Origin of the sequence: Caballeronia fortuita (assembly GCF_001544835.2) — a bacterium.
GTDB lineage: Bacteria > Pseudomonadota > Gammaproteobacteria > Burkholderiales > Burkholderiaceae > Caballeronia > Caballeronia fortuita.
On record NZ_FCNX02000001.1, the window covers coordinates 485,758 to 499,459 of the forward strand.

The following is a 13,702-nucleotide window of genomic DNA, read 5'->3' on the forward strand; positions in this document are numbered from 1 at the left end:
ATCGAGGAGACCGTAACGTTCTGAGCGACGACGTCGTTCGCGGCCCGACAAAGTTACTGACCGCATAGAACAATCTCCACGAAAAGCTTTCAGCAAAGGCGTGCATGAGTGCGATGGCCATGACTGACTTTACCGAAGCGGAAGCTGCAGCCGTCTTGCACATAAGCGAGGCCGATGTATTGCGCTTGCTCGCGGTCGGCGACCTTGGACTGGACCACGACAGCGTTCTTGCATACAGAGAGAAGCTCCGGCGCGCCCGGCCGCCGCAGCCAGGGGACGACGAACACTCGTATCTCGTCGAAGGGCTGCTGCAGACAAATGTCGCGGTCTGTCTCGGCGACGGAAGGGGCGACACAATCAGTATTGTGTGCGAGGGCACGAAGTTGTCCCTTGCAGAGCCACGCTGGTCGAGTGCGCGCAGCGCGCTAACCAAGCCTGACCCTCGGGGCCCGTTCCCGGTCGCAAGCGTGTTCTCGGTCTTTGTTCACGAGGTCCGATTGGAAGGGCCAGCCGAATCGCAGGTGCGCGCATCTTTGAGGATTTCCGTTCAGTGTCGAGATAGCTTCGCTTACGCAAGCGTGCATAGCACGCAGCACCGCATCGACCTGCCGCCGGTGCCCTTCGCTATCGGAGATGACGTGGTTACGATTGCTCGAGCAATTTTTGCGGCAGCAGCAGGTGCGGAGGTGCCATGAAATTCGAAATCGAATTCTACGACGGAGAGTATGTCAGCGATATGAGCGCGCTCACGCTCAGCGCAAAGCTTTCGGGAACTGTAGAGGGCCTCGCACCAGCGGATTTTCTTCGGGGAATTGTAGTGTTGCTCGAGATGAGCGAAAAACGCTATGCGACGCCGACCCCGCTGGGCTCAGCGCTTACGATTCTTGTTCGTCGTAAAGCGTGCAATCGGTTGGCCTTGTTCATGCGAATCGACATTGCATTGCATGACGGACTTGCGAAGGCGAGTTTGTCCTGTGACGACAACGTACGAACATTTGACGAAGCCGTCGCTGTCGCTGTGAGCAAGGGCGATGACGTCGTGAATATCGCGCGTGCAGTGCTCGACGCGGTGTATGAAGAACGGCAGCTGTCCACCTTGGTGGAATCTCGTCTGAAGTCAGTAGGCCGCTCAGTGAAAATCAACCCGGAAGAATTGTGATGCATTTCCCCGATGACTTCCCTTGGGACGTCGCGCCTGTGTCGCTGTCCGGCGCTCAGATGAAGCTAGGTGGGCGCTTGATTGATGGCAAGTTCGTGGTCGGACTAACACGAGAAGAGCGTGCGGAACGATGGGACCTGTGCGAAGACCTCGCGCAGCAGCTCGTCCCGAAAGCGCTCGCAGATGCTGCCAAGTTTCCGGATAATCCAGTCACTGTCACGCTGCAGCGGATGCGCAATGCGCTGCAGCGCAAAAGGCTGGGTCACGGTCACCGAGATGGACTGGCTTATTGAGCGCCTACGAACGTTACTCGGCTGGTAACAAGGAAGCAAACATGAACGAAACGTTGACCGTCGCTGAAGTCGCAGTATTGGTGAATTTCTTGCCGGCTTATGTCATGAAGCTAATCCGTGGTGGCAAGTTACCTGCGGGCGCAAATGCGGTTAGCCGGCACTCCGTCGCACGCAGCGATGCGGAGGCCTGCCGGCTCGAAGCACCACCGCGTGGCCGCAAAGCCTTCGAAGAACTAGCGCGCGAGTCGCAGAAAGCGGGGCTGTATGCGAAATATCAGCGAGCGGGGACTGCAGTGTCTGTTGCCCGCTTATAGCGAGCGGTGCTGTCTTTGACTACTTGCAATCCGACCAAGCTCACACAATTCTGACCATGGAAAACCACGCGGATTCTGACGATGTTTCTTCGGCTGCATGGGCATCAGAAAAGTCTCGCGCTTCCGTCGTTGTGTGGGACGCTGACGCGCTCGATGACCTATCGCTGGCGAAGCCAATCTATACCTGCTCGACCGAAGTCGACCCACGTCGTCCGTTGTGGCGACGCGCGCTGAGTGCAATTCGCTCACCTGAATACACGCAGCCCATTGACGTTCCCCAAGCGCCAGCGTCGATGGTCATCGTTGTCGAGCGCGCTACGGGCGGCCTAGGTGACGCCGTGCCTGAAGCGGGATTCGTATGTCACTTAAGAGGGCGAGTTCTCGAGATGACGGTGCACGCTAACGATGGCGCCGAAGTTGTTAGCGAACTTGAGTTAGACACGGACCGGCCGAGCGTACTAGATGTCGCCGATGCGCTATTCACTCTGCTTGCGGAGTTGAATCGAAGTGCCGGCTTTACGGATGACAAGGTACGTGCGGAAAAGCGGCACGTGACTCGGCTTGAAACGACCGTTTCGCAGAGAAAGCAGAAAGGCTGAGGAAGCATACCCCGTCTGAACTGAGAGCAAGCTCTACAACTGGTTCGGAAGATGAGCATGACGACAAACAACACAGAGCTAGCCGTCTTCGCACATATCGACGGTCAATGGGAGGATTGCGGTCAACTCATTCTAAGAGAAGAGCGCGATGAACTCTGCACCTCACTATTCGAATACAACGAATTTTATCGCAGCGGCGAACGTTCCATAGCGCTCGCCCCTTTCGACCTCTCCTTTGAAGACACGCCCGTCGCACCGCATACGTTGTTAGTACCGAAAAATGGATTGCCGTACTTCGGCGCTTTGCGTGACGCAACGCCCGATTCGTGGGGACGGCGGGTAATCGAGTCGAAGCTTAACGCACCCCTAAACGGTCTTCCGGAGTCGCAGTACGTTCTGCATGCAAGCAGCGAACGTGTTGGGATGATTGACGTCCGACGAATGGATAGTGACCTCCCGTCCGAGCAACGCGACGATTGGACGAACCTCGAAAACCTCGCTCAGGCTGCAGAATTCGTAGAGGAAGGCCTGTCTGTCGCTGGCAAACATTGCGACATCTTCGCACAGGGTGTCGGCTTGGGCGGCGCTCGACCGAAGGCGTCTGTTCGCGACGAAGAAGACATTCTTTGGCTTGCGAAATTCTCAAGTCCGGGAGACCGGTTCACAATACCCGCTGTTGAATGCGCGACTCTGCAGATGGCAGAGAGGGCAGGTATCCGCGTTCCCGATGTCAGGTTCACTCGCATTGATGAACGGTGGGTGATGCTCATCCGTCGATTCGACCGCTTTTGGAAACTTCGAGGCGGTCCAAGGCTCGATGAAGTAGGCCGGATGTCGAGCGTTCCAGGCGACGGACGTATAGAACACCGTACACCGTTTATCAGCGCGCTCACGCTCATAGGATGCGATGAGTCTGAGTCTCGAAACGTGAAGTATTCCGACTTGGCCCGGGTGATACAGCAGCATTGTCATCCTTCAATCGCCAGCGAAGACATGCGTGAGTTGTACCGGAGAATGATATTCAACATCTTTACTACTTGTGACGACGACCACCTGCGCAACCATGGATTCTTATGGGATGAGGAGATTTGTGGATGGCGCCTGAGTCCGGCCTACGACGTTGTCCCGCGACCCAGCGTCTCTAGTGAACGATATCTTCATTTAGGTGTGGGTGCGCAAGGTCGTCTTGCGACGATAGATAATGCGCTAACTGAACATTTCGCGTTTAGCCTGTCCAAGCGAGACGCTGCAGAAGCGATTTCGGAGGTCTGGAGTGTCGTACAGGATTGGAGGCGCCACTATGACGCATCGGGTGTTGACGGAAAGGACATCCAGACAATCGCACCAGCTTTTCGCAGCATCGACGACGTAGCGAGCGAAGACGTGCGACGCGCCTTGCTGAAGACCTAGAGCCGCCAAGCCTATGACAAAGTTCAGCGACGAATGAGCGAGTAAATAGAAATATTGGCTGACGCTTTGGATGAAGCGCCAAGCGTCGGGTTCGATAAGCGCGGAAGTGCCGTGGGGACGATGCAGTGACTAATCGCGCGAACGGGCGACCAATGGCGGCATAGGCGCGCCTTTTTCGTCGTTCTCGACGCCCGGCATCTTTGCAGCCTGAAACATCGATTTTTTCGCTGTCCTTCCGCGCGGGTCGAGTGGACAACCCGCGGAATCTGGCGAAGCCGGTGACGGTGGCGTGAGCGGGAAGCGTTGTTCCAATCTTTGAAAAGAGAAAGACAAGCGTTTACATGTAAACGCTTCTGCCCATTTTCACCCGATTCTCAGCATTTGGCTGACTCAACAGCCAAGTGCTGTGAAATTGCAACCAGAATGACGCTCCAGTGTCATCCGCGGCTCCTGCCCGGGACCCCAGTCTCTCCACCTTCTCCCCCTTCACCGTGGGCAGGTCCAAGCGCAAGCGTGGGAAGGCCGGGATAGCGGCTGACGACAGAGAAATCGTGACGACTGCAAGGAACCTGGCCAAGGTGCGGCACGCGGGCTCAATGACTTTGCTCTCGAATCCCTGCACGCGCACGTTCAGCGCGTACTTCTCGCGCGACCAAGAAGGCTGCATGTTCGCCGGCATCACGGGAAGAGTCCTCGGCGTCCAATGCCTTCAATCTTAGTGAATTGAATCGGGCGCAAGCCCGCGCCCGCCCGCGCCGGCGGCCGTTCATTCTCCAAGACGATGAGTTGTCCAGGGCCATTCCACGAGGACAACCATTCATAAAAGCGCGCTCTTACAGTGGAAAGTGGGACTTTGGAATCAAGCGGTTCCTTGTCGGCGTAATTCTTAAGCGGTGAATCGATGACAACAAACCCTGGGTGCGGCCTGTGCAAACTCTCTGCGTGCTCAAGCAAGGCGACGTAAAACGCGGTCAGAAGCAGCGCCCGCACGCCATGTCCAAACGACGTCCGCTTACGACCGTCTACTCTGATGTCAAATGCCGACGCGTCGAAGGTTACGCTCGTAATCTCAAGTCCCCACGCGATGAGCAAATCCAGCACACGCTTGGATATCTGATTGCCGTCTTGCGTCAGGTGTCGCTCGATGCGAGCATTTTTTCCAGTGCTGATTGAGTCAAGTCGTACCGCCTCTGTCGTCAATCGGGCGATTTCCTTGAATGCCCTCAGCTGAGTAAATAGCAGCGTCTTGTGCTCAGCAAGGTCGGTCGCCGAATGCCCAAACTCGCCTACCCCAGCATCAATCATCCGGTCTTCCTGTCGAGAAAGCTCTTCGAGACGAGCGGATAGCAATGTTTGCTTGCGCGCGAGGTCGGCGCGTCGAGACTCCTCGAATTCGAGCGAATCAGCCAGGCCGACCTGCTGACGGTATATTTTGTCAGCCTCGGCCGAAATGGCGCGGCGCTGAAGCAACAAATTCTCCGACGAGTTCAATGCAATCGTCGCATCCGACGGTAGGGTAGTGCCGCAGAGCGGGCATGGTACGTCTTCAAGAAGCGTATAGACTGCGTTGCTTTCGTCCAGCGCAACGAGTCTGTCCAAGTCACTCTGATATTTGCTGCCAAGCAGTTTGAACCGGCTAACAAGTCCGGCGCTTTGCGCAAGTTCCGTTTCGCATGCTCGAAGTTCCCTGGCTGAGTGCGCCAGTTCCAAACGGATATGTTCAACCGCTTGCGACCGGGACTTCTGTTGTTTGCTGAGCGCCTCAAGCGTTGCGTCCACTCTTGCCAGTGCCTCTTCAATTTCCCGCTGAGGGACTCCGTCCGGTAAGTCCGCCTGCAAGTTCCTAATCATTTGACGGGTCGCCTCGGCACCCCCGCCAGCGGCCTTGCGTTGGTCGGTACTCAGGCCTGCCTCAATTGCGGTATCGTCCACACCCGTCATGATTAGGGCCAACACTGCGCTGCGCTCGGTCCGCGAATTCGAGTCGCCGAGAATATTGTCCTTGGCTCCAATTGCTGTCTGAGCGAGAAGCGACCAATGCCGGAGTGGGCTGGAGGTGATGTTCGCCTTGACTCCCGCCTTCCTGAACACTTGGCTTCCGCCAACTCCGACTAAGCGCTTGATGAGCTCATTACAGTCTAGCTTGAGCTTTGGCATTGCGCCCGCGCGTTCAATCGGACCGCGGTAAATTGCCTCGGCTCCGCCCGCCAATGCTCGCACTATCGTGAACACGCTTGGGTCGACCGCAGAATCGATTTCATCCAGGTCGAGCGTCGCCTGGCGCTCCGACTCGTCAATGATGGCTTCTGCATCTCTTCCTCCCCGGACCTCAAGGTGGACCGAATCATATCCTTTGGATTCAGGAATCTCATCGGGAGGCGTGTCGCCCCCAAGGCAGTAGGCGATGCAGTGGTAGATATACGATTTCCCCGTCTCACTCGGTCCGAAGACGAGTGCAGCGGCATCAGAAAATTCAACGACTGCTGTCGCTTTACTGGGACCGGAAATATGGAGTCGATTGATTCTGAATGTCATCGTCAGAAGCTCATGGCAGTAAATTCGGCGCCCCAGCGGTCACCTTCGCGCTCGAATATCTCGGTGAGCTCTTCGGAGGGAACGTCGCCAAACTTTTTCGCGACCCATGCTGAACGTGTTTCGAGTTGTCGCGCGTATGAAGAGGTGAGTGCAAACACGAGTTGCCGACAATGTTCGCCCGCGCAGTACACGATGCCCTCATCCGTGAAACCCGCCGCGACGATGTCTTTGCGGCTCATCAGATAAAGACCTTCTTCGACTCGGTCACGCCTCGTGTACACCTCGCTGTTTCTTTGAGGAATGGGTGTGTGCAAACTACTAGGGCCGCCCAAGTCGCCAGAGTAGATGAGCGCGTAGTCGAGAAGTACCAGCTTCTGCAGGTCCGCCACGCGAGGCCTTAGCGCGTGCAGAATGAAGGCCATTCGCACCCCAAGCTCGAACGCACTATTGAATGGTTCACCCTTCACGTTTCTTGACCCATTTGAGCTTTCCTGCGTTGGCGAGGTGATGACAGGCTCCTGGATAGTCGGGCGAGTTCAGGCTTCCGTTAAGGGGGCTGTCGCCAAGCACGAGTTTGTGCGCTTGCGTCGTGGTGGCTCTGAGACGTTGGAATCCGTTCTCATGTGTAGGCAAGCTGTATTCACTTCGCACCGTGGTGTGCATCACATCGAGGAAGCGGTCGAATTCTTCCGCAAAGATATCTCGACTGAACCGCTTCAACCCTTCCACACTGAAGAATTCCGACCTTGCGGCGGCGAAGTGCTCCTCATACGGACCTCCGACAAGCTCGTCGCGAGGGACGGAGCGGTTAGCATGTTCACTGTACACCGAGAGGAGCGCTTGTACGTACCGCTCCTCTTTCTTCAGCGGTTGTTTAGGGACTCGAGGGTCAGCAGGCCGCTTCGGCTTTATACCGAAGCGCTTGTAGTGCGCCTTCTCGTTGGCCGAGTGCATTTCCACCAATTCTCGGCACGGCTTTTCTTTGAAGCGAGCAAAATCAAATGCCTCAATCGCCGCCAGTACCTCAGGCGTGAGCGTTCCCTTGAGCCCCTGCTTGCTCATACGCCAGGCGTCTATAAAAGCAGCTTTGAAGTCCTCAGGCTCGGACACGAGGTAGTCGTGCAGACGAATCCCGCAATCTTGAGGGCCGCAGAGAAAGTAGGTCCGAGGCTGCGGGTATGACTTCGCTGCAATATGCTCGAAGAACTTCGCCATCTCAGGGAAGAAGTTCGATGGTGCAAGCGGGTCCTTAAAAAACTTGCATTGAAAGATGTCCCAGCCATCGGTACGACGTGGGAGCGACATAAGAGCCTCGACGTCCCGTCCCTTGTCTCCAGGCATGCCGAGTCGCTTAACCTTCTCGTATTGCTTTCCTTTTCCCTCAAGAGTGAGACAGCATTCCTCCACAAATTGCTCCCAGCCTGCGGAGTCAAGTAGCCGAAGCTGCGCAACGGGCGCATGAGCACCCGCTTCTATCACGTAGACGGAGTTGTTCTTCATTGTTACTCGTGCCTCTCTCGAGTTTGGAGAGTCTCTCGCGAGTTGCCGATTATCAGCAAGTATGCGATGCACTCGCAATGTCGTATTCTCGTCAGCATCCGCTGGCAAATGGGCGAAGGAGGGCTTGCTCTATGACATCATAGAACGCTCGTAACTGGACACATCAACCGGGACGGTCCCAATGATTTCCCCGCCTTGCCGTCAACCCAAATCCTGCGGGTAGAACCACCATGATAGGGACGTAGTCGCGAAGCTCCGGCAACCGCCAAAACTCAGAGGAAGTCTCATCAATGACCATCAGTTGCCCCGTGCTGTCGACCGGTTGCAGTGAGTGAAGGATGATGCCTGCGACCAGCTTCATCGACCTCATGCCTTCAATCGAGGCGACGACTTTCTCGAGGCGACGCGATTCGACCCCGGGGCCTTCCAGCGTTTCGAACGCGATGTGAAGCACGGACAACCTGTCATCGGGTACTTGCGCTACTGCTCGGCCCACATGTGTCTTCACATCACGGGCCTTCCGTTCAATTGATGCGTCAGCATCGCAACTGAAAGTCGCCCCACTTGCCCACTCGACTGAGCTAAGGAACGTGGAAAAATATCCTGGAGGCGCCCCTGCAGACACGGTGGTTCCGTGCGCCGAAAGCGAAGTCATTGCATTTTCCGGCACCCAGTCACCGCCGAGAAGGTGGCGCAACTTCGACCCGGCCTGCTTGAGTGAGCTCGATACCAAGTCCGCGTTCAACGCTGTTCGGTCAATGATACGCGCGCGTATTGTAGCGTCAGTATCATCGGATTCAGCATAGCGGTCACCCAGCGGAAGGATAGCCGCTAGCCGTCGGGCCAACCAGTCTTGCGGCAGCGTCGAGAGCTCGACGTGAATTTGGGCGTCAATCCACACCCATTCGCGATTGTGTCGAACGACTTCTTCGGCTTGAGCCCATTGTTGCCGCCAGAGCGCTTCTTCCGCAATTGCGTATTGAGAGCGCGACGACATCCTTTTGCACTCAACGAAGAACGACTCGCCGTGCATTTCGACTTCCATGTCGGGTGTCGGGTCAGAGCCTTCTGGGATGAAGGCCACTGCGAACCCGTGTTCCGCATAGGACAGCGCGACAAGGATTTCGAAAATGAATCCATCGGGCTCGCGTCGGCGCTTGGTGACGGTCTCGAGAATCTTCTCGTCAAGGTTCGCGACGCGGCCCCGGAACCGCAGCTTGCTTCCGATAGCGCCTAGAAAAGGCAGTGCTCGCGAAGAGTAGTAGGTTGGCAGCTCATAGGGGCGCGCGATGGCCAACTCGCACAGATACAGATACCACGCAATCGTGTCATCAAACTGGATAAGCGGCGGCTCGACCATGCCGGCGAACGACGCGGAGATTCTTTCAAACTCCGCTTTGACCGCGTCGCGTCTTGCGAGCCAGTCGTTGATATCAATCAGCGAGACGAAGGCATCGAACGCGCGTCGAAGCACGACGGGGTCGGCCTCGGAGACCTGTACGTCGGAATCATGATTGGTGAGCGACGAAACACGCTGCCAAAGAGGATGCGGTCGCATCAACGCTTCAAGGCGTTGCAAAGGGTCTAGCTCGCGGCGAGGGGGCGTTCCCATAAATTTGCAAACCAAGTTCGGTTCAGTGACGAATGGCAATGCTATCTGAAAGCGCCTCGAGGGTGATGCACTTCTTGCTGGCGGCGCAACACCTGCCGCTGGGTTAAGTACAATTTTTCCCGTGCGGGGCGATGTTTGTCGGTGACGCCGACAACATCAGCGGGTGCGATTTGTACAGCGTCTTGAGGCCCGAGAGGCAGCGTGCTGGCGGCGTTTTCCCGTCGAGCGCTCTAATCGACGCGTCGACGAGGGACGTTTCCGGGCCGAGATGAATGGCACCATTTGCCTCCGCCGCACTCTGCAATAGTTCTGCATTTCCTTGAGTCGCACATTCGAGCATCGTTGCTACTACAAGCTTCCTGTCGTCTTGCGACAGTCCCTAAGCGTTCCCGTCCATCACTGCCGGGGTGACTAGCGCCGCGTACACGTCGAGTTGGAACTGCTGTCGTTCAGCATCGAAGCCAGGCGTCTCAAAAAGAACGTGTGCCAGTGCGAGCGCGCCGCAAGCTGCCGCACCCAGTTCCCAGAACAGTTCTTTTCGAACCACGAAGCCGAAGGTCAATGTTGCAGCTGCGAGCAATCCACACAGCAGGGACGCTGCGGCGCTGAACGGTGCTCCGCCGACGGTGTCGCGAATCGCGAAGCCAAGACCGACCAACAGCGCGGCAGTTGCCGAGAAAAAGCTCATTCAATAATTCACCGAAATCAGGAACGAAAGCTTTAAAACGGCAAAAACGGAATGACTTTAGCTGTCACGGACTCGAACAGTCTGACACAGACGATGTGCGCATCCGTCGATGCTTTCTCGAAATTTCCGTCGACCGCGGTGACGGTCGGACATGCAGCCTTTGCTCTGACTGCCCTCGATACCCTCATGAGACCCAGCACTGGTGTTCCGGCCTGAACGTTGACGAGGCACACCGGTAGCACGCCGGCTCGCGAACACTCGACTTCGACATCAAACGGGCCGAACAGCGAAGTGTATGTGAAGCGTTGTCGGCCGGCAGACGCTATGGACGCTGAATCGAAGTTCACACCTAAAGTCGAAGACCTTATCGGCCGTTATTCAGCGTGAGATGAGCCAATCGCAGAGTCCTTTCAGGACTGAAAGGTGCGCGCGCCAGCTTGTCGAACCCTACGCTCCGTCGCACATCGGCTTCGGGCGTCGTCATTTATCTTCTAAGTGAAAAAACTCGGCATGGCACTCACCCTTGTAGTTCTCTTCCTCTTGGTCGCGTTGCTGTCGTGGCGCTTCGGCGTGAGTCGGAAGGCAGCGTCCGCGCTCCGGACGGAACGAGACGACCTGACGTCACGGCTGGATAAACTTCGGGCCGCCAAGGATGATAACGACGCCCTGAACGCGCAGCAGATTGCATCGTTGCACGAGCGGTTAGCAGCCGCAGAGAAAGATAGAAACTCTCTAGCACGATTCGTTAATATTCGTGATACGGCGGCTGAAGCCGACCGCATCACGTCCGAAGCAGCGGCGACGCTCGCGGCCGCCGAGAACAAAGCTGCCGAGTCATTGGCCGCTGCTCGGCAAGAGGCCGCACGCGTCACCTTGGAAGCGACCGCCGAAGCCAAGCAAAAGCGTACAGAGGCTGACCTGACTATCGCGCGTGCAAGCGCCCAGGCGGCGAAGGTCATTGATGATGCGCGCAAGCGCGCGGAAGAAATTGCCGGGGATGCGCTTCGTGCCGTGGAGGACGCGGACCGCCTGACTGCGACCGCTGCCGCTATGAAGAATGTCATTGATGGCTACGGCGACGCGTACATGATTCCGGCTCACAGCCTATTGGATGAACTTGCCGACAGCTATTCGCATACCGAAGCCGGCAAACAGCTCAAGGTTGCTCGCGACTATTCCAAGTTGATGGCGACGCAGAACCGAGCGGCGGACTGCGATTATGTGGAGAAGCATCGCAGAGAGACTGCAATCCGGTTTGTAGTCGACGCATTCAACGGAAAGAGCGACTCTGTTCTGTCGAGGGCGAAGCTCGACAACTTCGGCTCGCTGCAGCAGGAAATCAAGGACGCGGCTGCTCTCGTGAATCACAACGGTGCCGCCTTCAAGAACGCACGCATTCGCAAAGAATACGTCGACGCGCGCATCGAAGAGCTTGTCTGGGCGGTCCGGGCGAACGAATTGCGCGAGCGCGAGAAGGAAGAGCAACGAGCGATTCGCGAGCAGATGCGTGAGGAAGAGAAGGCTCGTCGCGAGTATGAACGCGCGATGCGCGACGCCGCGAAGGAAGAAGAGCTCATACGGCGTGCGATGGAGAAAGCTCAGGGCCAGATTGCACGCGCCAGCGACGAGCAAAAAGCACAGTACGAGGCGCAGCTCGCTGAACTCGCTGAAAAACTCCAGCAAGCAGAGGAGAAGAATCAGCGGGCTCTGTCAATGGCTCAGCAAACGAAGGCTGGGCATGTCTACATCATCTCCAACGTCGGCTCTTTCGGCGAGCATGTCTATAAAGTCGGCCTGACGCGCCGCCTTGAGCCCATGGACCGTGTCCGCGAGTTGGGTGACGCGAGCGTTCCGTTTGCATTCGACGTGCACGCGATGATTTGGTCCGACAACGCGCCCGAACTTGAACACACACTGCATCAGAAGTTTGTGGAAGCGCAGGTTAATAAAGTAAACCCACGCAAGGAGTTCTTCCGCGTCGGTCTGGCCGACCTGCGTGCAACGGTTGAGGAAATGGGTCTCAACGTTTCGTGGACGATGACGGCGGCAGCGGCGGAGTATCGCGAGAGCCTCGTAATTGCGCGCCAAATCGAGGCCGACCCGACTCAACGCGACAGATGGTTCAGACAGCAGATTGCGCTGGATGCAGCGATGGCGGACGAGGAAGGCACGCTGGCCGAGGTTCAGGCGGCGTGAAGATAGGCTGATTGAACGAAGGTTCTCGCACTGCTGCGACAACTCCGGTCTTTCTCAAGAGGAACAGCGATTGGGTGCGGATATCAGCAAGCTCGTGTCAAAGCCGTTATCGCAGGACTTCTCCCCGACGGAAGTCATCTTCACCGGTTTAGACCGGGTGCCAGACGCACCAAACCGCATCGCCATATACGTCGAGCCGCGCCTAGCAACGGGTCTCAACGAGTTGCTGCCACACGTGCGCAGCATGTTGCTCCAGGAGCGAGGCACTGGCTCCTGCCGTCACGCTGCCCTTACTGGCAAGGGACTAACTAAGGCTCATGCTCCACGCGCTTGGGTTGACGACATGCGCGAATCCGACGAATTCGAACCAGACTTTCTTGCCGGGCTCCAATATCGCCTGCACGTCGTCGATGCCCTTCGTCCCGTTGGCTATTGCTGCTTCAAATTGCTTGTGTCCGGATGGACAGGATTCGGCGTCGAACTTGATGAGGCCTGGCTGAAGCCGGCCTACCGGGGGCTTGGTCTTGGCATGATTCTGAGCCGTCGAGTTGCAGACCTTGCGACCTTCTCGCTTCGCGAGTTGGAATCGAGGGTATCTCAGCAGGCGCTGCAGCAGTCCTTGGACATCTCGGTTTCTGGCGACGTGTACTCGGAGAGTGGCGAGCGGTTTGTGCCAAATGTCGCCGAATCACTCGTGTTTTCGCTCAACGAACATACCTGGTCTGCGTTGACCCTGTCGGACGTCGAAGCAGCACCACACTGGTAGACAGATAAATTCTCAGTTGCAGTAAATCGGTCGTCGTCAGCCGGGCTGCTGCGCGAACGGATTGATTGGGCGAACCTTGTCTGCATTCGGCACTCGCTCCAGGAACTGCACCTTGTTCCAAACTGCCGTCAATGCTTCCAATTCGCGGACGACGTTTGATTCCAAGGCCTGTAAACCAGCATCGCCTTGAAAGTTGGACTTGAACGCGTGGAGGAAACGATGCTGAAGGAGGCGGGTTACGTTCTCGATTCGTTCTTGCGTGTCGGAATCGGTGAACATCACGGAATGCGGCGAGAACGGGTCGTAGTAAATCCGGTTGGGATACTCGCTATTCACCGCAACCTTAGGCTCGTCGCTGATGAACAGCGAGCCAAGCACCTGGACCGAGCCTTTCATGCCCTTGGGAGTTTTGAAAATCCACACCCGCTTGGGAAGCCGCTCCTTGAGTTCAAGAATTTTCGTGTTATTGGAACCAAAGTAGCCGACCTGGCCGTTCTTCAGGTCCTGCTCGAGTCTTTGCCAGTAGTAGAAGATATCCATTCGCCTGCCCGCACATGCCTCGTTGTCTGCGTCGCTGCTCGCGCGCCAACGTCATCTTACCAAGCCAATGTGAAGAAGCCCGCCGAAGCG

The 13,702-nt window shown here is 56.8% G+C and carries 14 protein-coding genes; 8 read left to right on the plus strand and 6 right to left on the minus strand.

The genetic code is table 11. The features are described 5' to 3' along the window. The first annotated feature begins 119 nt into the window (after positions 1 to 119). The 6 genes from AWB77_RS02285 to AWB77_RS02305 are packed head-to-tail and all read left to right on the plus strand — an operon-like array spanning position 120 to position 3,775. On the plus strand, positions 120 to 695 hold the full coding sequence (locus AWB77_RS02285; protein ID WP_157694722.1) for a hypothetical protein: 576 nt from the start codon (positions 120 to 122) through the stop codon (positions 693 to 695). Next, positions 692 to 1,159 carry a hypothetical protein gene (locus tag AWB77_RS02290; protein WP_061132748.1) on the plus strand — a complete coding sequence of 156 codons (468 nt, stop codon included), beginning with the start codon at positions 692 to 694 and terminating at the stop codon, positions 1,157 to 1,159. The genes AWB77_RS02285 and AWB77_RS02290 overlap by 4 nt, the downstream gene beginning before the upstream one ends. Beyond that, on the plus strand, positions 1,159 to 1,452 hold the full coding sequence (locus AWB77_RS02295; RefSeq protein ID WP_244158391.1) for a hypothetical protein: 294 nt from the start codon (positions 1,159 to 1,161) through the stop codon (positions 1,450 to 1,452). Before AWB77_RS02290 ends, AWB77_RS02295 begins: the two co-directional genes overlap by 1 nt. A gap of 41 nt (positions 1,453 to 1,493) precedes the next feature. Continuing rightward, complete coding sequence (locus AWB77_RS35520) at positions 1,494 to 1,766, plus strand: hypothetical protein (RefSeq protein WP_157694723.1); 273 nt, start codon at positions 1,494 to 1,496, stop codon at positions 1,764 to 1,766. Positions 1,767 to 1,822: 56 nt separating this feature from the next. Further along, a complete protein-coding gene (locus AWB77_RS35525) occupies positions 1,823 to 2,365 on the plus strand; it encodes a hypothetical protein (RefSeq protein ID WP_157694724.1) in 543 nt (180 codons plus the stop codon). A 57-nt stretch (positions 2,366 to 2,422) separates the two neighbouring features. Continuing rightward, positions 2,423 to 3,775, plus strand: coding sequence for a type II toxin-antitoxin system HipA family toxin (locus AWB77_RS02305; protein WP_167354123.1), 1,353 nt, complete (start codon positions 2,423 to 2,425; stop codon positions 3,773 to 3,775). A gap of 678 nt (positions 3,776 to 4,453) precedes the next feature. Here AWB77_RS02305 and AWB77_RS02315 read toward each other — a convergent pair. From AWB77_RS02315 to AWB77_RS02335, 5 genes are all read right to left on the minus strand, one after another. Beyond that, positions 4,454 to 6,310 carry an AAA family ATPase gene (locus AWB77_RS02315; RefSeq protein ID WP_061132752.1) on the minus strand — a complete coding sequence of 619 codons (1,857 nt, stop codon included), beginning with the start codon at positions 6,308 to 6,310 and terminating at the stop codon, positions 4,454 to 4,456. Positions 6,311 to 6,312: 2 nt separating this feature from the next. Continuing rightward, a complete protein-coding gene (locus AWB77_RS02320; RefSeq protein WP_341844943.1) occupies positions 6,313 to 6,777 on the minus strand; it encodes an ABC-three component system middle component 2 in 465 nt (154 codons plus the stop codon). Next, positions 6,767 to 7,810 carry an ABC-three component system protein gene (locus AWB77_RS02325; RefSeq protein ID WP_061132754.1) on the minus strand — a complete coding sequence of 348 codons (1,044 nt, stop codon included), beginning with the start codon at positions 7,808 to 7,810 and terminating at the stop codon, positions 6,767 to 6,769. The genes AWB77_RS02320 and AWB77_RS02325 overlap by 11 nt, the downstream gene beginning before the upstream one ends. Before the next feature lie 163 nt (positions 7,811 to 7,973). Next, on the minus strand, positions 7,974 to 9,389 hold the full coding sequence (locus AWB77_RS02330; protein ID WP_157694725.1) for a hypothetical protein: 1,416 nt from the start codon (positions 9,387 to 9,389) through the stop codon (positions 7,974 to 7,976). Between the two features lie 412 nt (positions 9,390 to 9,801). Then, entirely contained in the window at positions 9,802 to 10,110 is a 309-nt protein-coding gene (locus AWB77_RS02335; protein ID WP_061132756.1) for a hypothetical protein, read from the minus strand. A gap of 510 nt (positions 10,111 to 10,620) precedes the next feature. Between AWB77_RS02335 and AWB77_RS02340 the strand changes: the two genes are divergently transcribed. After that, positions 10,621 to 12,306: a GIY-YIG nuclease family protein gene (locus AWB77_RS02340; protein ID WP_061132757.1), complete on the plus strand. Its 1,686-nt coding sequence runs from the start codon at positions 10,621 to 10,623 to the stop codon at positions 12,304 to 12,306. Positions 12,307 to 12,376: 70 nt separating this feature from the next. After that, the gene (locus tag AWB77_RS02345; protein ID WP_061132758.1) at positions 12,377 to 13,072 is read left to right on the plus strand and encodes a GNAT family protein; all 696 of its coding nucleotides are present in this window, start codon (positions 12,377 to 12,379) and stop codon (positions 13,070 to 13,072) included. Between the two features lie 36 nt (positions 13,073 to 13,108). On the opposite strand, the gene AWB77_RS02350 is transcribed toward AWB77_RS02345, so the two are convergent. Continuing rightward, the gene (locus AWB77_RS02350; RefSeq protein ID WP_061132759.1) at positions 13,109 to 13,612 is read right to left on the minus strand and encodes a hypothetical protein; all 504 of its coding nucleotides are present in this window, start codon (positions 13,610 to 13,612) and stop codon (positions 13,109 to 13,111) included. Between the last annotated feature and the right edge of the window lie 90 nt (positions 13,613 to 13,702).